Genomic DNA, 26043 nt, shown 5'->3' with positions numbered 1-26043 from the left:
CGGTCTACCGTCCTTGTTCGGTGATCGGGGCCGCAGAGCCGGCCAACGTGTCGTGCATGGTCATCGCCGCCTGCTTCGACAGCTCCGGGCCCGCCGGCCATACGCGAAGCAGTGGCCATGGCGCCAAGCGCGGCGCGACATTCTTGAGTCCCAGCGACTGCAGTGCTTCATCGTCGAACGGCACGCCGTAGCGCGCGCCGGATTCACTGATCAGCCAAAGAGTTTCCCGACGAGCGGACTCAGCGCTCGCACCCGTCGTCGAGACCCACGTTGCCGGACTGTCAGCGAGCAGAACCTGATCGGCCAGCGTGCCCTGGTCGGCAGTGCTGACGACCAGAGGAACCAGATGCGCCTCCTGCTCGGCAGTCACCGGCAATGCTCGCCCGACCAGAAGTCGTTGGCGGGCTTGCCGATCCGTGACTCCCCGATCCCACGCCACACACAGCACAGGCTCGGCGCGCCAGTCCACGACTTTGAGTGGCTCCGCGGGATACCCGGTCACGTCGAGCACGTCCCGCACGGGAACATCGCCCAAGACGTCCGGGGAAATGCGGGGAGGTTGTGAGACGCCGAATGAATCGCGCTGCCGCAGCATGGCCGCCACCACTGAGGACACCGGCTGCACACCACTGCCGAGTACCACGTAGAACTGGTCTTGACCCGACGCCACGTCCTGAGACACCACGACCGCGCCGTTCACCATCGGTGTCGTCGTACCCAGATTGACCGTGCTGGGCTGGCCCGCCCCCGGCACCCCCGGGACGACCAGGGGCCTACCGGCAGGCAAAGCGTCGACCATGGCCTGAGAGAGCACAACCGGGGCACCGGCTTCCTCCAACCCCAGCGGCTCCACTACTGCCCTGTCGGAAAGATCGACCGGCATCCGCACGCCATTGGTGATGACATACGCCTGCTCGTTGAAGATGCCAACAACCGCAGTATCAGGGGCGACCTCGCGGGCGCGGTCGCCCAGCGTGAGGTCACCGTTAATCCCAGTGATCACCGGACGCCCGCTCATCGTCTCGGACGCCGTGTCGCACACTGCCCAGCGCGACACCTCAGGAGTGAGCACCTTGGGCGGCTCGGTAGGAGCGCCTTCGATGCCGACCAGCGGCCCCCGCGGCCACTTGGCGAGGTCGTCGGGACTGACGAACGTCGGCTCGGACGGTTGTCCGGCGATCAGCCATGCCGACACCAGATTCAGCGCCGGATGAAGCCGGCCGTCCACTGACACGAAGACCGTGCCGAGTTTGCGGTCGGCCACGATTTTGGAGTCGTTCACCAAGCCCGCTGGCCGTAGCCAGCCCACCACGAGCGCCCCCACCATCACCAGGACGGCGAGCAGCGCCGAGATCATCAACATCAATCGCTGCGTACGCATGCGGTCGGTCTGCATACGCACCGACCGGCGCTGAAATGCAAATCCCAGCCGCCGGCGCAGGAAGTAATGACCTCGCACCTGTGTCTTGGAAGCCAGATTCATCGGCACTCCAAAACCGTACCGTGCAAAACAACGAGTCAGCCACCACCGCAGCCAAATTGACTGCGAACGAATTTAGGCGAGGTTGCTGCGCTGGCATCAGGTCGACGCCTAATCCTCGATCCGTGGACTGAAGTGGTTGATGTGTCTGTTGTGGCTGTTTTTCGGTCTGCAGGGGTGTGAGCACGAGGTAGTCGCTGGTCTGTCCAGCTTTTCCTGTGGTTTTCTGGTCGGGCCTCTCGGCGGTGGTCAGGCGGGGGTGGCTGCTGGTGGGCTGTAGCCGATGGTGTTGCGCCACAGTGCCAGCCACTGGTCTGTCCACGGCCAATGTGTTGGTAGGTGCAAGATCGGTCGGCGTTGGGGCCGGGCCAGCCGGGCCGCGACGTTGACGATTGTGCGGCGCAAGGTGGCCCCGCGGGCCACCGCGTGGGTTCCTCCGGCGAGTACGCCGGCGGCGCGCAGCAGGTTGTGGGCGATAGCCGCGCACAGGATCCATGCTGAGTTCGCGGCGAAGTGTCCTGAGGGCATGTGGGCCAGGGGTCCGTCGATCAGATCTGAGAACACGGTCTCGATGATCGCGTGGCGGCGGTGAGTGATATCAGCGGCATCGATGGGTTCGTCGGAGTCGGTGAAGAACGGGTGATACCGCCACACCGGGAACAACGCGTCGGGGTAGCGGGCGTCTTTGACGCGGCGCACGATCAGGCGGGCGGTGATCGGGGTTTCGGTGGAACTGAAGGCGGTGTAGCCGATTTCGGCGACTTCGGCATCGGAGATCCAGACACCGGTGTCGGGGTCGCGGACCGCACCCGGGTAGGACACGGGGGTCCAGGCGTTCTCGGGGATCGACTCGATCGCCGCAGCCACGGTTGTTGTTTTGTTCAGCACCAGCGAGAACCGGGCTCCGGCGCGGCGGGCGGCCGCGGCCACGGTGCTGGTGCCGTAGGCGGAGTCGCCGCGGACCAGGATCTGGCCACTGACTCCGGCCCCGCGGGCGGTCGCCACGGCCGCAGCGATCATGCTCGCTGCGCCCTTGCCAGAGTTGGTCTTTCCGGCCCGCAGTCGGGCTCCGGTGATCACCGGAGCGCCGTGGTCGGTGCTCAGGGTGGTCACCAACGGTGAGAGACCTTTGCGCAAGATCTGTTTCCCGGCGATCTTGGTGTGTCCGTAGGAAGCGCCCTGTTTGGCGTGACCATAGACCGGGCGCAGCAGCGAGTCGATGTCGATGTATGCCCGTTCGTGAGCACCGGGCAGCAGTGGCACTCGCTCGCAGAGTGCGCCCAGGTGTTCTCCCAGCACACCATCGAGTTGGCGAGCGTGACCGAAGGTGAACTCCCGCAGCAAAGTTCCGATCGTGGATGGCGCATACACACTGTCGAAGAGCGTTTTCATCCCGCCGCAGCGCACGATGTCGAGGTCATCGATGCTGTCTGCACCGGCGCACATCCCGGCGATCAGCGTGCTCAGCTTGGGTGACGGATTGGCCGCACCAGATTTGATCCGCTCGCAGGTGAACCGAACCTTGCGTTCCAGCAGCGCCGTCAGTCCGCACTGCTCCGCCAAGGTCATCACCGGCACAAGCCCAGCGCACGACACGAGATGGGCATCGTCGAACACTGCCGAGGACACGGCGAACCTATGGGACACTTGCACTGGAAGTGCCTTTCTGAACCGGTCTGATTGATGCCTAGAGAACACCAATCATCCCAGCTCAAGGGGCACTTTCCTCGTTCCGACACTCACTGACCAGCCAATTCATCAGTGGATCGAGGCTAATGTGGACTGGGCGCGTTCACCCAGCGTGCACGAGGTCCTCTTCGACGCTGGCCAGCGACTCAACGATCAGATCGCGGATATGGACGTTCCCGGCGGTCGCAGCTGCGTAACACATGTCGGGCAGCGGCAGCGGCCGTGTAGCCCATCCACCAATCAGCTCGGCTGTGCGCGCCACCATCCAGTGCGCGCGATAGCGAGCAAGTTCTTCGATGGTCTCGCTCGGATCGGCCTGGCCAACGAAACCCGGCCGAAAAATCGACGTGACGGTATTGAAGTCCTTGGCCGCCGCGTCGTACTCAGCCCACTGCTGTGGGCTTGGATCCCGATCTCCGCCGCGTGTCAGCCAGATCTGACGAACAGCGTTGGGGATTCCCCCTTCGACCGCGACGCCCTGGGTGGTGGCCGTGTTCATCAGCAGGGCGCTGGCCGCAGCGACGATCCTGTCCTGGAGCAGGGGGTCAGCGTCCATGACGCGCAGCAGCCGCGGATACACATCAGGCCACAGCGCCGCCAATCGGTGCTCGTGCATTCCGTCCAGCCCGGGCGCAGCGGTCTGCTGGCCCGGTTGAAGCAGCGGGTTCGTCTGTCGCGTGCATGACGGCGGATGCTCCACGCCGGCATCGCGCAGCGCCGTTAACGGGCCCGTCGTCGCAGCCGCCACCAGCCGCCAACCCATTTCAGCGCGCAGCTGCGCGTACTCGATGAGCACTCGCGCCGGGTCAGCCCAGCCGAACCACAACTGTCGAAAATGGTCGTCCAACAAAGGATCCGTTGCCAGTACGCGTGCTGAGCGGGGCACATAGACACCAGCGGGAATGTAGCTGGCCCCATCGTTGGACGTCACGACAGTCTCAGTGCCGCTAGGTGAACGAAAGACTCCCACCGCCCACTCGATCGGATAACCGACCGCCTGAGCAGCGTGCTGGAGCTTCCACGCCAACTCCTTCGCCGCCGCCGCATCGGCCGACTCACGCCGCTCCCGGGCGGCAGCGGACTGGCCCGCTGCGACCACACTCGCCGGAATCAGCGTCGCACCACCTCCGGCGCCTGCTGGCGGCGACGGCGTTGCAGGCGCATTGCCACCAGCGGCGAGCGTGCCCGCCGGGACCGTCGCCGGAGGCGGCGGCGCAGCGCCGGCCGGTGGACCCATCGACCCAGGCGGCAACATCATCGGAGTACCACCACCAGTGCCCATTCCGGCCCCGGTCGAAGTGGCGGCCGCCGGAGCGGCCGGAGTGACCATGCCCGGCTGAGCTGAGGCCGGTGAGACGCCACCACCGGGAGCAGCCGAGACGGGTGCCACCGGTGCCGCGTGTCCCCCTCCAGTCAGCGCCGGCGACGGACTCGGCGGAGCCGGTGGAGCAGACGGCATCCCACCACCGATGCCCGCCCCAGTCGACAAGCCCTGGGAGAAAGCCGCCGCCGGTGAACCAGCGCCGGTGCTTGCGCCCGGAACCCCTCCACCACCTGGCAATCCGCTTCCCGCGCCGGGCACCTGACCCATGCCGCTACTCAACGGATTAGATCCCATCCCCGGCATGCCGCCGGAGCCAAGGCCGCCCGGCATTTTCGGCATACCACCGCCGGAACCAAGGCCGCCACCACCAGATCCCATGCCGCCCATCGACGGCATGCCACCACCGCCAAGCGGTGTAGCCGCTCGGCTCGGTGATGTCGCACCGGGAGTCGCCTGTGTCACCGGCGGGCTGGCCGCCGCGGCGAGTGCACCGTCGCCTGGTGCCGTGGAGGTGCCGGGCTCAATCCCTGATTGAGTAGCTCCGGATCCTGTGGGATCGGCGGGGGGCGTCTTCGGGCTTTCCACCGGGTCGCCCGCGTCATCGGTGCGCTTTAATGGATCGTCTTCTTGGGTGATCCCAGGTGATGTGTTGTGGTCGACGGGGGTAATTGCGGGGCTCGCCGCGATGTCACCGTAGCGAGTGAGAAGGTCGAGAGCGCGGGTGTTTTCGGCTGTGGCCTTGAAAGAAGTGTGCAGCGCCATTGCCGCTTCCACGCCCCAACCGGTCTGGGTTCGGGCCTGGGCGTGGTACGCGGTTACTAAAGTTTCGCGCTCCCCCGGGAGCTTGGCGGCGTTGATCGCGGCGTCCGCATCACGGACCAGTTGGTCTTGCCCTGCAGCAGTTTCGCGGAGTACCACGGCAATGCCGTTGCATTTCTTCGCAACACCGTCGTGCCACTCACTGATGGTTTTGGCTTCCTCAGCCAGCATTGCTCCAGCCTGATGTGCGCTATCGAATCCCGTGGAGTCGGCCGCGTCGCGGAATGCGGCATTGTCTTGCACGATCTGCTGGTGGATACCGTCCCATGCCGCCGCTCCCGCCTTGTAGGACTGTTCCTGGGCGTCCCAATGGGCAGCGTCCGGCGGAACCATGTCCGGCGTAACGATCAGCGGGCCATACGATCCCGCCCCTCCCCCTGTCGATGGCATTAGCGCAACCCGCACGCAGGCGCGATCACATCCACGAGGTCATTGCCGCGTTGAAGGGCCGCACTTGCCGCTGGCCAGTCCCGCATGTTTACGAAATGCAGTCTGTCGATCTCGGAAGCGATCCAGGCGCTGATGGGGGCCACGATGTCTTCGGGCGCGGCAGGTTCAATCTGAGTGCGCAGGAAGGAGACCTGCGACATGCTGACGCGCTTTTCGTTGGCTCTGGCGTCGAAACGAGCGTCCATGGCGCCTTCGCCCGGCGCAACAGCGGCGCGCGCTCGGGCGGCAGCAGCAGTCGTCAAAGCCGCCTGCTCCCAGGCCTCGCACGCAGTGGTCTTTGATGCTAGGACTTCGGCGCTGCTGTAATCGGCTGGTGATGGTGGGGGGGACACGTTGACCATGTGCTGAGCAGGTGTGATCGGGCTGCCGAGCGCGACCGCCGTTCCTACTGTCGCGGCGGCGGCAATGGCGAATGCGCTTGCAGCGGCGACGATTCCGGTGCGGCGTGGTCGCGGTGTCAGTTGAGCTGGTGGCCCACCCGCGTTTTGGGGGGGAGGTGCGGGTGGACCACCGGGTTGGGGGTGCTGGTGGGTCGCTGAGGTCGCGTAAGTAGTCATACCGTTACGGTCCCTCCGCTGGGGATGAGGGTGAGCGACTGCCGGTTTTCGTTCTCGATCGTTTCCATCGACGTGACGGACTCAGTCTTGCGCTGATAGATGCCCGCGATCCGCCGTCCGCCGCCCGCGTTGAGGCCCTGGCGAATTACTTCATCCTCGGCAATGGTCTCTGTCAGCGGCGCCCACATCGGACGGGCCGCGCAGGCAGCAACAGCGCCGGATGACGCTGCGCCAGACGGCGCTTGGGCCACAGTCTCGGCAACCAACGCAGGAGCCGACGCGTTCGCGGCGTGAGCCTCGACCGGCTTGAGGTTGAAGGGCTTGGTAACTGCAGGCATTAAGTTGTCCCTTCTACTTCTGGCAGGCCGCGTGGGCTTTGTCCATCGCGGTCTGGCCCTGCTGTGCGGGTAGGTTGCGGTCCTGGCCGCTGGTATCGGCGGCCAGCACGGCAAGCGTGGCATCGATGTAGTCGCCCATCGGGTCAGCAATTTCGCGTGGCGTGGCCGGCGGGATGTGCAGCCGCAGGTACTCCATCTCCACCAGGACCACCGCCTGCTCATTGGCGAGTGCGGCTTTGTATTCGGGGCTCTCTCGGTTGGGTAGCGCCGCTACGAGGGGCACGGAGGCCTCGTAGACGGCGGCAACCACCGACTTAGCTGCCGCGCACGCCTCGTCGCGGGCAGCGCTGACTTCCTCGGCGCTATAAACAGGTGCGGAGGGCGTCACTGTTGTGGTGACCGGCGCTGGGTCGGGGCGCGTCCAAGCAAGAGCGCCCATCACTACTGCCGCTACCGCAAGTACGACTGCGCCGCCCGAGAGTCCCCACACCAACTTCGGCGTGCGTTGACGCGGCGGGGTTGCCGGCGGCGGCATGTACGGGGCTGCCTGGGACGCATGAGGAGGCAGCACACCGGTCGGGCTGCCCGGCGGCGGGAATCCACCCACGGGTGGCTGCTCTGGTCCGCGTGGGGGTGCCCACGGCGAGCCGGGACCCGCGGCAGCGGGTCCGACCTGCGGTGACGTGCCCTCACTCATACATCAACCGTAACGCCGATAGACGACATGTGGCTACCAGCACGGCCCGATCCGCCATAACCAGCTCGCTGCGGGCTCTTCATTGCTGAAGGTTGTTGAGTAGCCGGGCTGCCTCCTCGGCTGCCTTTTCTGCGTTCTGCTCGATGACTTCACGCTCGGCGTAGGCGTCGGCGACCGCGGCTTGCAACGTCGTGCTGATGACCCGCTCGAGTCCCTCGTTGGTGTAGCGGGTGGTGCATCCCGGGGCCAGCGACAATGACACCAGCCGCCCATGGTGATTGACCGACAGCTGGACATCGCCATCAGCGCTTTCCATGTGTACGTCGATGCTGGCCCACTTCTTGCGGAGATCCCGCAGGGTCTGCTGCACACGCTCGATGCGCGCGACGGCTTGGGCGACCAGCTCGGCGTCCGATTTGTAGGCAGCCGGGCGGGCACCGTTGGTCGGTGTGGTCGCCGGCCTCGCGGCGGATCCGTGTGCTGCGGTCATTTCGCATCCCCTTCGGGATCGGGTGGCATTGTGACGCGGCGGCGCGGCCGCCCTGGCGCAGCCCGATCAGTAGGTGTCGCTTTGGTTGCGGCGGCGTTGTCGACGCTGACAGTTTGGCGGCGCTCAACTTCACCTTTGACCGGTTCCCCGTTCGGAATGGAGGGGATGACCACGGTCTTGTCCGGTGGCGGTTTCGCCCGATCGCCACCAGCGCCGCCACCGGCACCCATGCCGCCCATCATCGGCGGCATCATTCCCATCCCGCCCATACCGGCACCGGCGGGCGCGGGTGAGCCGGGCGGGACCGCCCCACCGCTCGACGGCAGCGACGGTGCCCCACCGGTGGGCGCTGAGGCAGCGGCCAGCGCGCCCCCGCCTGGAGGCAGAGAGGTGTCGAGACCGGCTGGCTCCATGCCGCCCCCACCGCCGCCACCACCGCCGCTGCCGAGGCCACCACCGAAGTCAGACAGTCCTGCGTCATCGAGCGAAGCGTCGTCGAGCCCGAGGTCAGGCTCCTCCTGAAGGCTTGACGCAGCACCTTGCATGACCTGCTGAGCGGCGCCCATCAGCTGCTGCGGGACGCTGGTCACTGCCCCCATGGCGCCACCGAGAGCGCCTGCGAGCATGGAAGGAACCATTGCCGCCATCGGCAACATCTGCTGCATCGGGTCACCGCCCATCGGCGAAGCGCCCTCGCCGCCGGCCAGCAGAGGATCGGCGGCAGGATCGGCCAGTGGGTCGGCCAAGGGGTCGCCGCCCCCGGTCTCGCTGGCCGCGGCGCCGGTATCTGACGACGCAGCTGCGCCGGACTGATCTTCGCCGTCGCCGGGCTTCCGCTCCCCTGGTTGCCCGGACCCTTCGCTCGGCGTACTGGACCCGTCCTTCACGATGTCGGTGACCGGCGGCGGTGGCGGCGGAGCTTGGGGCAACTCGCCTAGGTGATAGGACACCCCTGCCGTGGTGGCTGTGGTGTCGAGCTGCTGCAGGTGATTGCCGTACCGCACGAACTGGTCAGCGCCCATCAGGCCGCCGGTCTGCATCATCAGCATCTGCGCGCGGGTCATGGACTGCCGCGTGTCGGCGAACGCCTGGGTGCGCGGAGTTTCTTGCTGGGTGCGGTCAAAGCGGCCACCGTGATCTTGTGCGGCTTGGGCGACCGTGGCGGAGTGGGACGCCATCTGATCGGCCCAGGATGCGAACTTGTTCAGCGAGGCCGCCAGCTGTGGTCCGGTTCGCCCGGTGATGCCGGCCGCTACGGCGCTCTCAGCGTTTCGGGCAGCGACGGCGCACGCCTCAAAAGCGCCCTGGTAGGCCTGGCAGGCAGTGTGAAAGGTCGTGCCGGTGCTGCTGCTGCCCGCCTCGATCAGCCCAGCGGTCACCTCCCCGGGTCGCGGGGCCATCGGGGAAATCGGGGTGTCAGGAGCTACCGCGTTGGTCTTGACTGCAGCCTGGGTCGCCGGTCCGCCTACCGGTGCCGCGGGTGCCCCTCGCAACGCCAGTGATGCGGCATTGGCGGCTTCGCGTTCAGCCATGTCCATGCTCACCGCGGCCACGGCTTGGGCGGCGGCGGTGAGGACTGCCGCACCATCCAATGCCCGACTGGACAGCACTCCCCCATGCTCGGAGAGCCGCGCCGCCGCCGTGGTCGACACCTCGTCTGGCGCCAGCGGGGCGTGCACGGGGGGCGCAGCGGCCAGCGCGGCCAGACTGCCTGCGGCCGAGGTCATCGTCGCGGCGAGCGTGGCCATCCCGCCGAAGTCGACATCAACGCGTGGCCCCCCACTGCTTGGCATGTCTCCCCCCTTAAAAGTCGATGGTCATAGCGAACGCGGCCACCTGGTCCTCAGTGGGCAGAAACGAGCCCACGTTCTCCACACGATTGCCTTCCATCTCCAACCGCAGCGCCAACTGTGATCGCAGGTAAGCCAGGGTGTTCAGGCGGATGATCCGCGCCGCGAGCTCCTCGTCGGCGAGATCCATCGCCTCGGGCTCCAGCTGCACCCCGACCGACGCACCCTGGCGGTCGACAGAGACGATGATGGACTCGTCGTGGCTGGTTGCCTCGAAGACTTCCACCGTTGTCTGCTGCGCCGACTCAAACACCAGCCCCCCTTAAGTGTCGGACGGGCTGATGGTCACGCGCGCCCGGTTCTCAGCCTCGACTCGCTCGTACTCAGCTGCCGAGGCCAGCAGGGCGTCACGCATCTGCTCATGCCGAGCCTGCTCGCTGGCCAACGCGGCGTCGCGCTTGGCTGCAACCTCGCTGACCGACGCTTTGACCTGGTGATACAGCGGGCCCAAGGTTTGCGCCTCAGTCGTCATCCGCTCGTTGTCGGCGCGTGCGGCCACGATCTGATCGATCGCCTGCGCGTGCACTTCTGCGCGACGACGCAGCTCAGAGGGATCGACCTGTACAACCACACTCATAATTTAACCCCGTTCGTCTGTAGGTGCGGACACTCAATTGGCCCCCGCCAGCACGGTTGCTGCCGGAGCTGCAGGGGCTGTCTGGATCTGCGGACGTGCCCAGCCCAGGAAATTCGGGCCGGTGGGCATCTCCTCAACAGGGGTGACCTGTCCGTTCAGCCAGACCTTGCCGTTGCCCAGGGCCATCACGCGGTGATCGGTGAACTGGGCGTAGTCCATCATTCTGAGTTGGCTGGGCGAGACCGGATCGTTGACCGGTGCACCGGGGGGCAGCACTGTGATGTGGGCCTGTCCGGCCGCGTCGTCGAGGCTGGCGCCTTCGAGGACCAGGCGGCCGGCGTGGGCCAGCTGCGGGCTCTCTGCGGTGACGGTCGATCCGTCCGGCAGCTTCACCGAAACGTCGGGGCCGGGCTGGGCAGGAGGAACCTGACCGGTTTCAGCGGCTACCGGCTGAGGCTGTGCTCCGTCAGCAGGCTTTGCCGCCGCGGGCTCGGTCGCCGGGTCATCTGTCTTGGCGTCGTCGGCAGCGGCTTCGTCGGACTTTTCATCCTCAGGGTTGTCCCGCTCAGAACCGTCCGGCGTGGCCGCCAGCGGATCATCCTTGAGCGCCTCGGCAGGGTCGTCCTCAGGCGGTCGCGCGGACGCAGCTTCCTTGATCGCGCCGCCGATCGCCCCGCCCAAATCGCCCAGGCCACCTCCGCCGCCGAAGCCGCCCATTCCCGGCATCATCGAGCCCATCGCGCCCGGAAGCCCAGACAGCGCACCCATCGCCGGTCCGGCCAACCCACCAAGGCCTGCCATCAGCGGATCAGAGGCCAACCCATCCAGCAGAGGGTCACTGGCCAGGGGGTCGCCAGCCCCGGTGCCAGTGTCGGCCGGTGCCGGTGCGCCTCCCGCGGAACCGCCTGTGCCGCTACCGCTTTGGCCGTTGCCCCCGGTCGTGGCCGGGTCCGTGGAGCCGGTACCGGAACCAGCCGAGTCCTTCACCGCGTCGTAGCGCTGCGAAAGCGCATCGAGCACTTCGGCCTTGGATTCGGCGTCCATGCCGGAGGACTTGACGATGCCCAGGATTTCTTGAGTCTTGCTCTGCAGAAAGTCGTTGAGCTGCTGTTGACCGGCCGGAGTGTCCAAAGTTGGTCCCAGCTTGTGGATTTGGTCCACCAGTGCAGCTTGCAGTGCCTGCAGCTGCGCCTTGCCCTCATCGGATCCGGTCTTGGCACCCAGAACCGCATCGACGAGTTCTTCGTCGGCCTCGGCCAGGGCGGTCGTGTTCTTGGCCAACGCGTCATCGACACGCTGAGAAGCCTCAGCCGCACGACCGGAAAAGCCGTCGTCGGCAGGCGCTGGGGGGGCCTGGCCAGGCGCGGCAGGCGGGGCGTCGACACTGGCCGGCACTGTCGCCGGGGGCGCGCCGAGCGGGTCGACCAGCTTCCCCCCATCGAAGAGGGTGGGATTGTCCAGCCGCAGCGCACCCAGATACTTGTCGTCGATCGTGGTGGGCAGATCGCGGTTGCTCAGCCATTCCTCCGGGTGATGTTTGGCCCGCTGGTACATCTCGTTGAGCGCGGCGAAGTCGGAGTCGTTGAGGGTTCCGCGCCAGTCAGGCTTGAACCGCATGATGTGGTCAACTGCCGCCACGACTTCGGCCGCGGTGGCCATTAGCGGCCCCTTGCCTCAGCGCCTCCGCAGCACGAGACGGTTCTGTCTGCCACCGAGATCTGCGCACTGGGCGGTGTGCCGGACAGCTGATCGGCTGCGTCGGCGAGCACTGCGGCCAGCAGATGCGCGACAAAGGAGTTCATGCGTCGGACCATAGATTTGCAGGCGGTGGCGGTCCACCACCCTTGGCACATTCGTTGTAAATCTCGGTGCCGACACCCCCAAGATCACGATCTGATCTCCAATGTTCGGCGTGTCGGTGGCTTTTCTGAAAGAGGGTGCGTAAGGATCAGCTCTGCTCGAACCTTGCCACGATCTGGTGGTGACCAGCGTGTCTCGGCGGTTAATCCGCCACTTGCGTGCGAAACTTCGTCAAGTACCACTCGCATCAGGAGCCGCAGAGGTCACAAGATCGACGCCGTCAGGGACCAGCGACAAGCGCGAAACGACCGTGAGAGGAGCAACGCAATTGACTGCGCAACAGGCGGCTACACCCCGCGGCCGCCCGCATCTCGGTCCGCGAGTGGTCGTCACTGCCACCTTCTGGCCGAGCCTGGAACGCCTGGTGGACCAGACGCGTGCATGTCTCGACCGGTCACCATTTCTGGCCGACCTCCTGGCATGGCACGTCGACCGTCCTGACCTTATTCGACACCACCAGCTGATCCTGACGCTCCGCGTCGGGACCGACGTCCGCGCACTGACACGGCCCAGCACCGCTACGAGACATTGCACAGTACGAGTCCACCCAGCCGTCGCTGGCGAGCTCGTCGCGCGAGCACAGGACGCTGGACTCCCCCGCTCGGTGTACAACGCTCGTGCCATCGCCGAGATCCTCGGTGGGGGTGCCCTACCCCTATCAGCGATTCAGGAGGGTTTGCCCTTGGCGATGTGACGACGCCAGTGGTGCCATGAGGAACCACTGCCAACTTCCCACATCTGAATAGGCGAAAGCGCCGATAAAACGACTTTGCCCCCCGGCTGGAACCGGAGGGCGGGTCGGGCGCGAACGCCACATTCCCCGAAGGGAACTGTCGTGGAAGACAGGTCTCACGGTAGCGCATGCGTTGGCACTGGTCCAGACTTGCGCACCGCGTTTCTCCATATGTCCACCCCGAATGTGGACAATTCGCCCCGTGCATATCGCGGCTGCAGCACCGCCGTGCGTCGCCGCGGCACGATCCGAACCACTCCGGTGGCGGACGTCTTGGCTATCCGTCGTGGTCGCCGTATGGCCGGGCGCGATCTGCCCTCTCCCGCCCAGTTCGTCAACCTCGAACTCGGGTCGGACGCCCATGCCGGCGTCGCGTGCTGGAGCGGAGGCCCTACACGTTGGGCACAGGTCACCGTGGCGTGCGCCTACGACCAGCGGTACCCACAGATCCGGGAACAGATGACGGCGCCGGTCTCCAAGCGAGCCGTGGTAACCATCGCCGCGGAAATGGCGCGCTTCGCTGACCGCAGCACCGGACGAAACTGCCGGCCGAGTGTGGCGACGCTCGCGACGCGGACGGGGTTCTCGGAACGTACTGTTCAGCGGGCGCGGGAGTGCTTACGTCTGCTCGGCGTGGCCACCGAGGTGGTCCGCGGCCGCCAGCGGACGTTCGTGGAGCGGATGGCGTCCTGGCGGATGGGTGATCGATCCCGTGGGTGGGCCTCAGTCTGGGCGTTGCACGACAACCAGCAGGTCACCCGGGTTATCCACATACTGACACCCCACCTGGAACGGTCCCCACTTAAGACAGCTATCTCACCTTTAAGGAGACTGGTTACTACCCACGCGGGCGCCAGAGGCGCCCGGCAAGGCGTCGCTACGCGCCGCCGAAACATCGACAGAAACGGGCAGCGCTTGGCGCGAACGTGGCGCGAGCATCCGAAGGCTCCACCGTGGTCACGCAAGTACGGTACCGGCGCCTGGGCAGCGGTTCTGGCCGCGCCGGCCCGTGCCGGATGGACCGCCGAGGACCTGAACGCGGCTGTGTCGGAATGGCTGATCGGTGGCCACCGGATTTCTGACGCTCCCCCTCGGCCGATCGGGCTGATCGGAGCCATCTTGGCGGCGTACACGGCGCATAACGAGCTGTCGGTGCGGCCTATGGCGTACGCGGAAGCCGCCGCTGCTGCTGAGGCCGCTCAGCGCGCGGAACGGGCTATCCAGCGCGAAGCTGAGCGCCAGGAGCACGCCCGTGGAAGGGAAGTCGGACGGGAAGCACTGCATGGCCCGGGACGCGCTGAGGTCGCCGCAGTGTTGGCGGCAATAACCCGGCGGCGGGGCCGATGATCAATCTTCGGCGGCTGGCTCCCCCAAGATTGTTGGGGCGGAGCCGGGACCGGCGACGTCGTTAAGCGACGGCCGAACCGAACAACAGTTTCAGTTAAAGGCATTTCGCCGATTAGGTGTGCTGTCTGATGAGGTCCGTGACACGCCAGACTGAGGTTGTGGGCGGTCTTTGTCCCCGGATGAAAGGTGGTGAGTTAGAAGTACTCGCGTGACGATCAGCGTGCAATGGCGACATGGGCACTTGATTGCGCCGAGCGCGTGTTGCCGACCTTCGAGGCGGTTGATCCCATCGACCTGCGTCCCCGGCGGGCAATCGAGACTGGGCGTGTGTGGGTAAGCACTGGTCAGATCAGCGTGGCTGTGATCCGTAAGGCGTCGCTGGATGCCCATTCGGCCGCCAAAGAGATCATTGATCCAGCTGCTATCGCGGCTGCTCGCGTGGCGGGCCAGGCAGTCGCCACTGCCCCACTGCCCACGTGCCGCAACACCCATATGGGGGTGCCTATTATGCACTCCGCGCTATCGCTGCACGATCGCCGGACCAGAGTGTGGACGACATGTACGAGGAGCGTCAGTGGCAGGCCGGCCAGCTCCCGGATCATCTGCGCGCAGAATCATGGACCGCATCGTGGTTGAAGAAGGCCGGCGGGGCCTCCGGGTATCAGTTCGCAAGGGCGCCGGCTTCTGAACCGCTTGGGCGGCAGCTGCATGAGGAGCAGCACACTTAGGCGACGGGCCACTCATCGTTCCTGGTCTACTGACGACCGCTCGGAAACGTCACCCGAAATCGGGGACCGAGCAGCCCCCGGTCGTAGGGTGCTCTCGGCGAGCACACTTTTCGCGGCGTCTCGGATTCTTGCCACCGTGTCGTGCCGCAGGTCGAGCCGCTGACCGATCTGACGCAGCGCAAGGGGCGGTTGAGTGTCGTGGAGAAGCCGGAGGGCGGCCGCGATCTTGGCTGTGGGATAGGAGGTTATTTGCCCGCGTTCGTGAATTGCTGCGGCCACGGCTTCCCATCGTTCAAGGCGGTCAGCCGCTAGGGCTAGGGCGTCTTCCCGTCGTTGGGCAGTCTCGTCGGGCTGCTCGTAGGGCGTGAATCGCCACAAAATGGAAAGCCCGTGCGTCACGAGTACCAGCGCCAATGGCGGAACGCAGGCGACCGCCGCGGCACCCAACGATCCCAATGGCTGCTCGGGCAGCCGGCCGTCGGGCAGCATTGCGTGTACGGCATTCCCCGCCACGCTGACTGCTGCGCCCACCGTTAGTAGCGCCCAAAAGTACCGGCGGGGTCCGCGCTGTTCCGGGTAGGCAGAAAACGTCACCAGCGCCATCGTCGCAAGCACGATCGTCCCGTCAATGATGACCGGCCACAGCCACGCGAACTTGTCCGGCCACACCGTGCGAGCCGCGAGATCAGCCAGCGATGAAAATGAAAGCGCGAAGCTGAAAACTGCAACTAGGACGGTGATTCCGACCGCCGCGGCGCGGGTTATACGAACGAGCGATAGCTTCGACGCTTGATGGGAGTGCCTCGCACTGGCAGATAAGGCTGATTGCTCCTCGTTGAGCGCTAAGGGTCTGGTGCCGTCTGCAAGACCGTTGGTGCGGTCAGGACGGGGTTCATCCTCCTGTAGCGAGCCGCACGCGGCGTCACTAAGCAATGCCGTCATCAAATGTCCGCCTTCGTTGCTGGGCCGTCACAGCGCAGCATTCCCGACCGACTTTCGCGCTGTCCACGACTACGGGCACATTCGGGCCAGATCGCCGGGCAGAGCCTGCACGCGCTTGGACGACCTCAGTCGACAGCTGAGGCCTGCAGGAATCAGTCGAGGCTCTAGGACACCTTCAACGGGCGCGGCAGCGCATCGTCCTGCTCACAGAACGCATGCGCTCGGGCGATGAGGTCCTCCACCGCCGGCGCCAGCAGCTCGGCAACCTTGACCCCACGGGACTCGGCGTACCGAGTCAATGCTGAATGATCTTCCTCGCTGACACGCTTGGCCACGAGTTTGGATGAAGCACGGGTCTCCCGGTGGCGCCAGTTGCGCCGTCGACCAGCCGTGTCTTCGCTCGCACTGATGTCCGCCACCAGACCGCTCCGATCAGCTCGTTGGGAAGGCTGCTCTAAGCTCTTGACCAGCCATTACGGGATCTGTGTAACAGAATATCAGTAACACGAACTGTGTAACACGATTCCTGTAATAGCATGTCAGGCGTGTCCTATGCGCAATCGGCGGGAGTGCAGAAGCTCTCCTCGGTTGTCTTTGGGCAGAAACACCGGCTGGCGACGATGGCCGCCATTGCCCAGGGTGACGGCCTAGTCAACCCCAGCGACTTAGCCGCCGAGCTGAACTTTCCTGCGCAGAGCGCACTGCAAACCCCGTTGAAGGACCTCGCTGAGGCTGGCCTCATCACGCGACAAGACGGCATGGGCCGCGTCTACTACCGCAGAAACCCGCATCCAATCTGGGACGCTGCAATCGAGCTGCTACATCAAGCGCTGGCCGCGGACGTCACCGCCGCGGACGTCAAACCCCGGGCGTAGCGGCCGACCCGAGGGACGCCGCCGGGCAACCTTGAGCGCGCCGTTCTGAGCGCAGCGGCCTAAGGAGCGTAGGCACGGTCCACCATGGCGGGCCAGCGCAAATGAGCTCGCGCCACACCCTTCGATCACGCTTTTGCGCTGCGCCCTCCCCCGACCCACCGACAGCACCGCAGCCCCCGGCCGGACGCGTAGATGCCGGGCGTGGAGCCTCCAAGCGACTGGCTACCAGAACGCAAGGGCCCGTCGAGCCATCGGACCAACCCGGCGGCAGTTGCCCACGGATGATTGTCGCTGGGCTGCGATGCGCTATCGCCGAGCCTTGAGCCTCACCGGCGGCGGACCTATCAGGGCGGCCTGCGCCGGGCCGCGCACGCGGGAGCTGCATGGAGTCCCGATGGAGCCGTGGCGGCAGCGAGGATCGACAGCCGCGGCCGCTGGGGTCGAACGGGGTGTGTCTGGTACCGGCGGCCCCTCCCCCATCGCGGTCCGTGGACGCTCGACCGACTTGCCTCCAAGCTGCGGCGTATCGACCCTCGATTGAGTACGCCGATGGCAACTCCCACAAGGCCAGTTTTCCGCGGAGAACCCGGTCGACATTGCAGTTTTCCGCGGAAAACTGACGCGAACGCGCTGGTCACAGCCGCTTGGGGCATACTCCTGAACGCGATCACGGACAGGTTTGAGTAAGCCGCGGGGTAGCTGACACTGCTCGGTTTTCCGCGGAAAACTAGCGGAGTTGTTTGACTGTTGCGCGTGTCGCCAGGGCAATTCAACCGTGCGGACGTAGCCTTACAGGCGACCGTTCTCGCGCGCCGCATTCGCGCATTTCGTATACCTCAAGGGGCTAACGCAATGTCCAGAGTCATCACGTTACTTAACCAGAAAGGTGGCGTCGGCAAGAGCACCGCAGCCGTCAACCTCGCCGCAGTTCGCGCTGAGCGCCTAGGTAAGGATTCGCCGGACGATGCCGATCCTCGAGTTGCCGCCGTGTCGATCGACCCGCAGGGTTCCGCCGCATGGTGGGCGAGCCAAGTCAGCGAACTCCCCTTCTATCTGATCCAGGCCCACGACGATCCACTTGAGCATCTGGCGCTGTTGAACAACCTGCCAAGCATCGACGAGGTGTATGTCGACACCGCGGGCTGGTTCGATTTGGACCCCGACGGTTCCGGAGACGGCCTTGGCTCTGGGCACTCCGCAGATGCCCTACGCACCGTGCTCGACGTTTCCGACGAAGTGCTGGTTCCGATTCTGACGGAGCCTCTGTGCTTTGACCCCACCGCACGAACCATCCGCAAGATCTTGGAGCCGCGCGGGCTCCCCTACCGCGTCTTCATCAACAACCACGACAGTCGCGATGGCAGCTACTGGCTCAACGAGACCCAAGAGTTTGTTAGAGGTCGCGGTTGGCCCCTGGCTGAAACCGTGATCCGGCACTACAAAATCCACACGAATGCATCCAACGACGGAGTGGTCGTCACGCAGTACAAGAAGACGGGGAAAGCAGCCAACGCGGCGTCGGACTACTACAGCCTCGCCGACGAGTTGATGGCAGCGGAGGTTCACTGATGAGCCGCGGAGGTGTCAAGAGCTTCGCGGCGCTAGCCGAAACTATCGGCGACAAATCGTCGGTTGACGGGGCATCAGTCGCGTCCATCATTCCCCGAGCCGGCCAGTCGCGGTCAGTGCCGCTGCGCGAGCTTGTCGGTAATCCCCATAATCCGCGCGACTCCCTCGGCAACCTTGATGAGCTGGCTTCGATTGTCCAGCATCAGCTGCAACCAGTCGTAGTCGTCACGAAACGCGCCTATCAAGCGTTGTATCCCGATACGCCGATCGACGCGCGCTGGGTTGTGATTCTCGGCAACCGGCGGTTGGCAGCGGCGCACCAGTTCGGCCGGCCCGAGCTCGATATCGTGATCAAGGACGAACTCGCTGCCGACAGAGCAACTCTTCTCACCGCTGTGATCGCCGAGAACGTCGACAGGTCAGGCTTCGACGTGATCGAAGAAGCTCGTGCAGTCGAGAGCCTGGTGGGGGAGTATGGCAGTGCTGACGCGGCGGCTGACCACCTACACAAGAGCAAAACCTGGGTGTCCCAACGTCGTGCACTCCTCAAGCTGGCGCCCGAGCTTCAGGAAGCTACTCGGCGCGGCGAACTTCCGATCCGCGAGGCGCGTGATCTTGCGCGAATCCCCTGGGAAGAGCAGCGGGCGTCTTGGGATCGAGCGCAATCCGACACGAATGCTGAAACTGAAACTGACCAGGTGGGCCAGGACGGCGCAGCAGGGGAGAAGGAGTCACGAGGGCAAGGTGACCGACCCGGAGCGCCGCAGACCCACTCCCGGTCGGTGAGTCGGGCACTTAAGCGGTTTGACGTCGACCCAAGCGCGCTCGCAATTGCATTGCACGGTCAACTTGGGGATGCCGGCGCGCGAACTCTCGCGACACAGCTCCGTAAGCTCGTCAAGCAGTAGAGGCGTCGCGGGCCCGCCTGGTTTTCCGCGGAAAACTGCCCGGCGGAAAAGGCAGTTTTCCGCGGAAAACTGCAGTAGCTCCGTCGCAGGCCTAAAGTCTGCTGCGCTCAGTGATGTTGTGCATCAACAGTTTTAGCGGCGCCAACTGCGGAGCGCCTCAGCAATGGGCGGGTGACGAAGCCTAGCTTGAGGGTGGGCCACCCCCAAGCGCTGGTCGAAGCTGACCGGGCGTTGAGCGGCGATGGGGTCGATACAACACCATCGTTGAGCGGCGCCCCACGCTTGCAGCGTCACCCGGGCCCTCGTAGCACGTGCGCTAGAGGCGAATGAAAGCACGCCGAGAACCTTTGAACGTATGATCGGGCGATGGTGCGGCGGCTGAGACCGACGCCCAAGGGCTACGCAGAGCCTGGCCCGCCGGAATTCTGCCCCGCCGGCCATCCGCTGCGCGGCCCTCGCCAGGTTCTCGTGGGGACGCAGCAATGCTCCACGTGCGCCGGGGTAGGACTGGGCCCGCACAGGTCGTACACGTGTCAGACGTGCTGGCGCACGGTCTATGACCCTAAGCCGACGCCGGCGTGCACTTTCGTGGCGTTCGACAACCGAATCGTCCCGCACGACGAGTAGCGATTTTGGTTCTGGTGGTGGTCGGTGGTGTGGGTGGTGGGTGATACTGCCGTTCATGTCCTTGCAGGGCTTGGTCGATGCGACCGCAGACGCGCTCGGTGGTGCGCGCGAGTTGTACGGCCCGGCTGCGTCGGCGTCGGGGTTGCCCTCGACGAGTGGGTTGCAGAACCTCAAGACTGATCTGCGGGTGTCGGTGGATACGGTGCCGGCGACCTGGAGTGGTCGTGGGGGAGAGGGCTACAAGCTGACTGGCGGCGGTGGTGTGGCCGCTTTGGACAACGTGATCGGTGCCGATCGGGGGGTGGGCCCGCAGGTGGTGGCGGCGTCGAACGAGTCCCGTGATGGCCGCGCCGGGATGAATGGCGTGGTGAGCGATACCCGGTCGGGGGTCAATGCGATCGCCCCGAGCACTGATACCCCGGCGGGCAAGCAGGTCCTGGTCAATCATCTCGAAGGCCAGCTCGACCGCGCCAAGGCCCTGCTCACCAAATCCGAACAGCGAAACGTCGCGTTGGCGAACATGATTCGTTCTGCTGGTGGTGGTTACGGTGGCCGGCCGATGGGCGGCGGCATGTCGATGGGCGGCGGCATGGGAATGCCCATGGGCGGCGGCGCCATGTCCCCGCTGGGCTCGCTGTCGGCGCTCTCCGGCCTGACCCGCAAGATTCCGGGCCTTTCGGGCTCGTCGTCGCCGCGTCGGGCGTCCGCGACCCGTGGTGCCGCACCGGACTCTTCGGCCGCAAAGATCCCAGTGGGTGACGTCAGTTTCGCCGGGCGCGGCACCTTCCCCAAGGGGCCCGCGGCCATGTCAGCGGCCATCAATGCCGCGCTGGACGCCCGCGGTGTCACCGACCCGGTGGCTCGCACGAGGTGGCACGAAGGCTACATGACGCTCACCGGCCGCGAAAGCGGCCATAACGGCAATGTCGTCAACCTGTCCGACTCCAACGCCCACGGCGCCCAGATGGCTGATGGCGCCCCGGCCAACAGCTCCCGCGGTCCCGCACAGTGCATCCCCACCACCTTCGCCGCCTATCACCAGCCGGGCACCTCGACGAGCATCTACGAACCGGTTGCCAACATCGCCGCCTCGATGAACTACGTCATGGACCGCTACGACGTGAGGCCGGATGGGTCCAACCTTGCCGCCCGGGTGGCCCAGACGAACGCGAGCGCCAGCCCTCGGGGGTACTGACCAGCATCGAGGGATTTTGTTCTTGTAGGTTCGCATTTGCGTGGCGGATTCTCATGTGAGATGGCGGCTTATGGCGGATCCGCCGGCTGGATGAGAATAAGTAAGACTATTGGTGGAATTGCTTTGCGGCTTCGAGGGCTCAGCTCTTGCAGTTCACCTAGTCGAGCGCGCAAGCTGATTGCACGCCGTTGTGGCGGAGTTGTCAGATGTCAGCACCGGATTATCGAGGCTCCGAAGCTGCGGTCGCTGGGCGGCCGTGGGTGAGTGGATCGCTGTCACAGGCGTGGAATTGCGCCGGTGGGACGGAGGTACATGTGTCCACGGCGACCATCACTTTTCGGTCGTCTAATGGTGAAGTTGAGCGTTCGTCGGTGGCTGGCGTGTCAAAGGCGGAGTTCTGGACTGCGCGGCCATGGCGGACTTTTCGATGGTATGAGGGGCAGCGCCACTATCCCGGTAGCGACGATCGCCGAAGGGCGCGTTGAGGCAGCCGTCGCACCCGCGTTGCAGTCCGGCGCACCGCGCAATATGTGTGCGCGTCGGACACGGCGGCGGTGGGCGCCCATATCCTGCTGGGCCGCGGCTGCCAATGCGGCCCACAGCAGCGCGCCGTCACAGTGACGGATTGCGGCCTTATACCGAAGTTGGGTAGCTGGACAGAAGTGCTGGCTAAATGGCGTCGAACCACACGGGCGGCGCAGAAATTCCGGCGGTGCGGCCCAGCGGATGCGGTGCCGCCCGATCGTTTCGCCGTGGCCGTTGAGATCGACGCGCGGCGCGTCGCTCAAGCGCGCAAGCTCGAAGATGACTGATCGACGCGGCGGGCAAGAAAGCCTGAGGTAAGCGGGAGTTGCCTTGCCGCGCTGCATGGTGTCGGCGAGGAGGTCGGGGTGCGATCGCATTCTTCTGCGCGCTGGTAGCACCTGCCGTTGGCCAGAACCGTCGCATGGTCGGCCGGGTGGCGCGGATGGCGCCTGCCGGGCGCGTCCTCGTCATCGCCCCTGTATCGGATGTGCCACGCCGTGCTATTCGGGGACGCGGGGCGGTTCGCTTCGAGTGGCGTGGACACGGGACACCGGATCTCAGGGCTGTTCCGGCCGTCAGCGGATAAACCGGTTGTTTCGCAAGGCCCGGCTGGACAGCGGCTGCCTGGCCTCGTAACCTAACCGTGACCTACGTATCTAATACGTACTTGCCCACTTCGCCGAAGGTTTTCGCTGTTGTGAATTCATCTGTGCTGGCGGTCCTGCCGCGCGCGTTGGGTAGACGGCTCGTCTGCATTTTGGTTGCTTTCGGCGTTGTTGCAGCGCCTTTGGCAACCGATGTCCGCGCTGATCCGGCGGCTGATGCCCTTGCCGAACTGACTGAATTGTCGCGTCTGGCGGAGCAGACCACCGAGCAGATTCACACGGCGCAGATCGACCTTGACGAGAAGCTCGCAGCGCAGCAGGTTGCGGAGAAGGGGGCGGTTTCGGATCGCATGGCCGCGGATGCAGCGGCGGCCGATCTGGTGAGGTATCAGGCTGCCGTCGACAGGTTGGCCGCGGCTGCCTACGTGGGGGGGCGCACGGATACCTTGGCGGCGGCGTTGACGGCGACGTCTCCTCAGGATTTGATCGATCAGCTGGCAGTCCAGAAGACGGTTGCGTCGGAGCTGACTGTGCAGATGGCTGCGTTCCGGTCGGCCAGTGCGCGGGCCGCGGCAACTGCGGAGGGGTCTGCGAAGTCGGCAGCCCAAGCACGGACTGCGGCCGATGAGGCCGCGGCAGTGCGGACCGACCTGGAGGCCAAACAGCGTCGGATGGCGGAGCAGACTGCTGCTGTGCAGGCCCGCTACGACGCTTTGACGCCTGATCAGCGAGCGATTCTGGCTGACCCTGGCCCCGCGCCGCCTCCTTTGCCGTCGACTCCGCCGGTGAGCGATCCGAGCATCGTTGCTATGCCGGGCCCGGCGGGCGGGGCCTCCTTGGGGAACGGTGTTGCGGTGGTCCAGGCGGCGCTGACACGGGTGGGGTCGCCTTATACGTGGGGAGCCACCGGTCCGGATGCGTTCGACTGCTCTGGGCTGATTAAGTGGGCGTTTCTGCAGAACGGCAAGTCGTTGCCTCGGTCGAGTCAGGCGCTTGCGCAGGGCGGGCAGCCGGTGGCGCTTTCAGACGTTCAGCCCGGCGACATCGTGACCTTCTATGCTGACGTGTCTCACGCGGGGATTTACATCGGCGACGGGTTGATGGTGCACGCGTCGACGTACGGAACGCCGGTGAAAGTGGCGCCGATCTCGTCGGCACCGATTCACAACGTGCGGCGGTACTAGGCCGCCGCCGCGGCGCTGCGTCAATCGTTGAAGAAACGGCTGGTGATTTCCGTCCACTTGCGGATCTCGTCGATGGTGTGAGCGACGTGCAGCGTCGAGTCGGGGATCAGCTCAGCGAGGCGCTCGGCGGTGGAGATGGGATGCAAGGGGTCGGTGTCCCAGGCCAGCACCAAAGTGGGCTGGCGAATGGAGGTCAGCCGATTGGGGTCGGGTAGATCGGAGGAGCCGACTCCGCGCAGCGCGGCGGAGACCACATCGTCGTCGACGCCGGGTTCGAATTTGCCGTGCCGGTAGTTGGCGAAGATCGGCAGTGGGGGAGCTTCGGCCCATTGTTGTCGCCAAGCGGTTGTCCCAATGGAGTCGATGAGGTCGGCGGTGTCGAAGTACCACTGGCGCAGTTGATCGGGCCCTGTTTCCCAGGCGACGGGAGGGATCACCAGTGCCAGCCGCCTGAATCGGCGAGGAGCGTTGAGGGCGGCGTGCAGTGCTGCAGCGGCTCCGAGCGAGGATCCGGCGAAATCGATGGGTTCATCGAGGCCGGCCGCGTCCAGGACGCGCAGGAGATCGTTGGCTGCCTGCTCGAAGCGATAGTCCTCGGGTTCTGGTCGGCCCCGTGATGCGCCGTGTCCGCGTTGGTCGTAGGTGATCAGACGGCGGCCCTCGGCGATAGTGTCGATGTCGAAGATGCCCAGGCCGCGCACGATCTGCCGGCTCATGAGCACGCCGTGCCCATAGCCGACTGGCACCGTGTTGGGTGGGCCGCTGAGCTGGTAGGCGATGGTGGCGCCATCGGTGATGAGAAGGTGGTCATCCGGCATTGCGGCTCCTCAGATGCGTTGGTGCGGTATTCCGTGGGGTTTCGGGCCAGCCGTCTATTCGACAGCGGTGAGGACGTTGACGGTCGCGCCGTTGTCGGTGGAGGTGTAGATGGCGGTATCTGTGGCGATGTAGACCTGACCGTTGCCCGCGGCGAGCAGGGCCTGGGGTTTGTTGTTGAGCGAGTGGCCCGGCTGCCAGGTCTGCCCGTCGTCGGCGCTGGTGTACAGCCGTCCTTCGAGGTCGGCGCCGAGCAGGGGACCGCGGTCGGGCCAGCTGATGAACAGCAGTGCCGGCGCACCGGTGACTGCGCTGAACGTCCTCGCCCCGTCGGTGCTTCGGAGCAGCCCTTGGCGTGCTGTCGCGAGAATCTCATCCGGGGCACCCGGTGATACTGCGAGGTCGACGGCGGCGGGCACTTCTGCGCGCTGCTGCCAGGACCGCTGGTCAAAACTAACCATCACGGTGCCGGATTGGCTGTCGTGACCGTAGACCCGTCCGTGGCGGTATTTGAGCGCGTGGAAGTCGGCGCTACCGTGCAACGACAGAGGTTCCCAGGACTGGCCGGCGTCGCTGCTTTTGATCAGGCCGAGGTGCGGGGGCTGTTGACGATCGGCGGGGTCGGGGTGGCCGCTAGCCAGGAATTCGTCGGGGCCGGCGACGGTGAAGCCCATGAAGTCCTGCGAGAGCTCACCAACTCGTTGGGGCGCCTGATCTTGCTCAACGGTGTAGAGGCCGTAATGAGTTGCGACGTAGAGCTTGTCGTCAGATGGGTTGATGCCGAGGCCGTGGATGTGCACCATGCCCGGCGCGACGGCGGGTGGCGGGCTTTCAGGGGCGTTCGACGAACAGGCCGCGGCCAGAGCCCCGGTCAGGGCGATGGCGAAAAGGTTGCGGATCAGCACACGGACACCTTCCGGTCACGAGATCTACGTAGTTCAATAGTAGGTGGGCAGTGCGTGGCTACTGCGTGAGGTGGCTGCGCCTCGGGTGGCGCCGACCGCGGGTGACAGACCGGGGGAGGTGTCTTCATCAAATCTTCATCGGATCACGAACCGACCCATACTCGGATTGCTGAGGCTGGGGTGCGGCGGCGCAAGGCTTGCCGTGTGGACGCATGGTGTCACGAAGATGTTCGAGGAAGGATGTGCGATGCAGCACAAGCGTTTTGGATTCGGGCTTGCGACGCTTGCGGCGTCGGCCCTGTTTGTCAGCGGCTGTTCGAATGCAACGAACGAGTCTCAGTCATCGGCGTCGAGCACCACCTCGGCAGCAGCGTCGGCGTCGGCTTCGCCCAGTGCTGCGAGCAGTGACGCTGCCCATAACGATGCTGATGTGACGTTCGCGCAGGGCATGATCCCTCATCATCAGCAGGCGATCGAGATGAGCGACATGCTGCTCGGCAAGCAGGGAGTTGATCCTGAAGTAGTGTCACTCGCCAACGAGATCAAGAACGCTCAGGGTCCTGAGATCGAACAGATGCAGGGCTGGCTGCGGGACTGGGGAGTGTCCTCGTCGACAACGGCCCCCAGCACCGCCGCAATGCCCGGTCATGACATGCCTGGCCATCAAATGCCCAGCGGAGACATGGGTGATATGCCGGGTATGAGCGGCGGCGGTATGGGCATGATGTCGGAAGCCGATATGGCTGCACTGCAGAACGCGCAGGGCGCTGAGGCTAGCCGACTCTTCTTGACCCAGATGATCGAGCATCACAAGGGCGCGATCATGATGGCGCAGCAGGAAGTTGACAACGGCCAGTTCCCGGCGGCAGTCGAGATGGCGCGCAACATCGTGTCTTCTCAGCAAGCGGAGATCGACACGATGCAGGGAATGTTGGACAAGTAGCGCGGAGGGG

The 26043-nt window shown here is 65.4% G+C and carries 24 protein-coding genes and 1 pseudogene; 9 read left to right on the top strand and 16 right to left on the bottom strand.

The genetic code is table 11. The features are described 5' to 3' along the window. Positions 1-4: 4 nt before the first annotated feature. The 12 genes from eccB to ACNUDN_RS31075 form a co-directional block, all read right to left on the bottom strand. A complete protein-coding gene (gene eccB, locus ACNUDN_RS31130; RefSeq protein ID WP_094295053.1) occupies positions 5-1483 on the bottom strand; it encodes a type VII secretion protein EccB in 1479 nt (492 codons plus the stop codon). A gap of 246 nt (positions 1484-1729) precedes the next feature. After that, positions 1730-3133, bottom strand: a complete 1404-nt coding sequence (locus tag ACNUDN_RS31125; RefSeq protein WP_419120488.1) for an IS1380 family transposase — start codon at positions 3131-3133, stop codon at positions 1730-1732. A gap of 139 nt (positions 3134-3272) precedes the next feature. Then, positions 3273-5702 (bottom strand): EspK C-terminal domain-containing protein, encoded by a 2430-nt coding sequence (locus ACNUDN_RS31120; RefSeq protein ID WP_094295054.1) that lies wholly within the window; start codon positions 5700-5702, stop codon positions 3273-3275. Further along, positions 5702-6004: a hypothetical protein gene (locus ACNUDN_RS31115; protein WP_238382149.1), complete on the bottom strand. Its 303-nt coding sequence runs from the start codon at positions 6002-6004 to the stop codon at positions 5702-5704. Before ACNUDN_RS31115 ends, ACNUDN_RS31120 begins: the two co-directional genes overlap by 1 nt. Positions 6005-6315: 311 nt before the next feature. Beyond that, the gene (locus tag ACNUDN_RS31110; protein WP_094295056.1) at positions 6316-6657 is read right to left on the bottom strand and encodes a hypothetical protein; all 342 of its coding nucleotides are present in this window, start codon (positions 6655-6657) and stop codon (positions 6316-6318) included. 13 nt (positions 6658-6670) lie between these two features. Further along, a complete protein-coding gene (locus ACNUDN_RS31105; RefSeq protein WP_238382150.1) occupies positions 6671-7354 on the bottom strand; it encodes a hypothetical protein in 684 nt (227 codons plus the stop codon). Positions 7355-7433: 79 nt separating this feature from the next. Continuing rightward, the gene (locus tag ACNUDN_RS31100) at positions 7434-7844 is read right to left on the bottom strand and encodes a YbaB/EbfC family nucleoid-associated protein (protein WP_094295058.1); all 411 of its coding nucleotides are present in this window, start codon (positions 7842-7844) and stop codon (positions 7434-7436) included. Then, positions 7841-9637 carry a hypothetical protein gene (locus tag ACNUDN_RS31095; protein ID WP_431961467.1) on the bottom strand — a complete coding sequence of 599 codons (1797 nt, stop codon included), beginning with the start codon at positions 9635-9637 and terminating at the stop codon, positions 7841-7843. Before ACNUDN_RS31095 ends, ACNUDN_RS31100 begins: the two co-directional genes overlap by 4 nt. Before the next feature lie 10 nt (positions 9638-9647). Beyond that, positions 9648-9947, bottom strand: a complete 300-nt coding sequence (locus tag ACNUDN_RS31090) for a DUF2694 domain-containing protein (protein ID WP_094295060.1) — start codon at positions 9945-9947, stop codon at positions 9648-9650. Positions 9948-9956: 9 nt separating this feature from the next. Continuing rightward, positions 9957-10271: a type VII secretion target gene (locus tag ACNUDN_RS31085; RefSeq protein WP_094295061.1), complete on the bottom strand. Its 315-nt coding sequence runs from the start codon at positions 10269-10271 to the stop codon at positions 9957-9959. Positions 10272-10304: 33 nt separating this feature from the next. After that, positions 10305-11930, bottom strand: coding sequence for a DUF4226 domain-containing protein (locus ACNUDN_RS31080; RefSeq protein WP_094295062.1), 1626 nt, complete (start codon positions 11928-11930; stop codon positions 10305-10307). After that, positions 11930-12073, bottom strand: a complete 144-nt coding sequence (locus tag ACNUDN_RS31075; RefSeq protein ID WP_202931604.1) for a hypothetical protein — start codon at positions 12071-12073, stop codon at positions 11930-11932. Before ACNUDN_RS31075 ends, ACNUDN_RS31080 begins: the two co-directional genes overlap by 1 nt. Positions 12074-13035: 962 nt before the next feature. On the opposite strand from ACNUDN_RS31075, the gene ACNUDN_RS31070 reads away from it, so the two are divergent. The 3 genes and pseudogenes from ACNUDN_RS31070 to ACNUDN_RS31060 all read left to right on the top strand — a co-directional run bounded on the left by ACNUDN_RS31070 (position 13036) and on the right by ACNUDN_RS31060 (position 14939). Continuing rightward, complete coding sequence (locus ACNUDN_RS31070; protein WP_428371508.1) at positions 13036-14211, top strand: helix-turn-helix domain-containing protein; 1176 nt, start codon at positions 13036-13038, stop codon at positions 14209-14211. A 225-nt stretch (positions 14212-14436) separates the two neighbouring features. Continuing rightward, positions 14437-14616, top strand: a pseudogene (locus tag ACNUDN_RS31065) (putative immunity protein); the annotation flags it as partial. Positions 14617-14687: 71 nt separating this feature from the next. Beyond that, on the top strand, positions 14688-14939 hold the full coding sequence (locus ACNUDN_RS31060; protein ID WP_419125612.1) for a hypothetical protein: 252 nt from the start codon (positions 14688-14690) through the stop codon (positions 14937-14939). A 12-nt stretch (positions 14940-14951) separates the two neighbouring features. Here ACNUDN_RS31060 and ACNUDN_RS31055 read toward each other — a convergent pair whose 3' ends face one another. Both ACNUDN_RS31055 and ACNUDN_RS31050 read right to left on the bottom strand, forming a co-directional pair. Beyond that, positions 14952-15881, bottom strand: a complete 930-nt coding sequence (locus ACNUDN_RS31055; protein ID WP_094295064.1) for a DUF2637 domain-containing protein — start codon at positions 15879-15881, stop codon at positions 14952-14954. Positions 15882-16045: 164 nt separating this feature from the next. Beyond that, positions 16046-16180 carry a hypothetical protein gene (locus tag ACNUDN_RS31050; protein WP_419125611.1) on the bottom strand — a complete coding sequence of 45 codons (135 nt, stop codon included), beginning with the start codon at positions 16178-16180 and terminating at the stop codon, positions 16046-16048. A 237-nt stretch (positions 16181-16417) separates the two neighbouring features. Between ACNUDN_RS31050 and ACNUDN_RS31045 the strand changes: the two genes are divergently transcribed. The 5 genes from ACNUDN_RS31045 to ripC all read left to right on the top strand — a co-directional run bounded on the left by ACNUDN_RS31045 (position 16418) and on the right by ripC (position 23369). Further along, positions 16418-16756 carry a helix-turn-helix domain-containing protein gene (locus ACNUDN_RS31045; protein WP_238382151.1) on the top strand — a complete coding sequence of 113 codons (339 nt, stop codon included), beginning with the start codon at positions 16418-16420 and terminating at the stop codon, positions 16754-16756. A gap of 852 nt (positions 16757-17608) precedes the next feature. Next, positions 17609-18325, top strand: a complete 717-nt coding sequence (locus ACNUDN_RS31040; protein WP_094295066.1) for a ParA family protein — start codon at positions 17609-17611, stop codon at positions 18323-18325. After that, entirely contained in the window at positions 18325-19233 is a 909-nt protein-coding gene (locus ACNUDN_RS31035; protein WP_094295067.1) for a ParB/RepB/Spo0J family partition protein, read from the top strand. Before ACNUDN_RS31040 ends, ACNUDN_RS31035 begins: the two co-directional genes overlap by 1 nt. A 682-nt stretch (positions 19234-19915) precedes the next feature. Beyond that, positions 19916-21055, top strand: coding sequence for a lysozyme family protein (locus tag ACNUDN_RS31030; protein WP_094295098.1), 1140 nt, complete (start codon positions 19916-19918; stop codon positions 21053-21055). Positions 21056-22277: 1222 nt separating this feature from the next. Further along, on the top strand, positions 22278-23369 hold the full coding sequence (gene ripC, locus ACNUDN_RS31025) for a peptidoglycan hydrolase RipC (RefSeq protein WP_094295068.1): 1092 nt from the start codon (positions 22278-22280) through the stop codon (positions 23367-23369). A gap of 20 nt (positions 23370-23389) precedes the next feature. Here ripC and ACNUDN_RS31020 read toward each other — a convergent pair whose 3' ends face one another. Together ACNUDN_RS31020 and ACNUDN_RS31015 are read right to left on the bottom strand one after the other, a co-directional pair. Next, the gene (locus tag ACNUDN_RS31020; RefSeq protein WP_083407547.1) at positions 23390-24187 is read right to left on the bottom strand and encodes an alpha/beta fold hydrolase; all 798 of its coding nucleotides are present in this window, start codon (positions 24185-24187) and stop codon (positions 23390-23392) included. 54 nt (positions 24188-24241) lie between these two features. Then, entirely contained in the window at positions 24242-25090 is an 849-nt protein-coding gene (locus ACNUDN_RS31015) for a F510_1955 family glycosylhydrolase (RefSeq protein ID WP_094295069.1), read from the bottom strand. A 247-nt stretch (positions 25091-25337) separates the two neighbouring features. On the opposite strand from ACNUDN_RS31015, the gene ACNUDN_RS31010 reads away from it, so the two are divergent. After that, a complete protein-coding gene (locus ACNUDN_RS31010; RefSeq protein ID WP_094295099.1) occupies positions 25338-26033 on the top strand; it encodes a DUF305 domain-containing protein in 696 nt (231 codons plus the stop codon). Positions 26034-26043 lie beyond the last annotated feature (10 nt).

This window comes from Mycobacterium sp. smrl_JER01 (genome assembly GCF_048513595.2).
Taxonomy (GTDB): Bacteria; Actinomycetota; Actinomycetes; order Mycobacteriales; family Mycobacteriaceae; genus Mycobacterium.
Note: the sequence above shows the minus strand (reverse complement) of the source record. Positions and strands in the feature narration are given on the sequence as shown.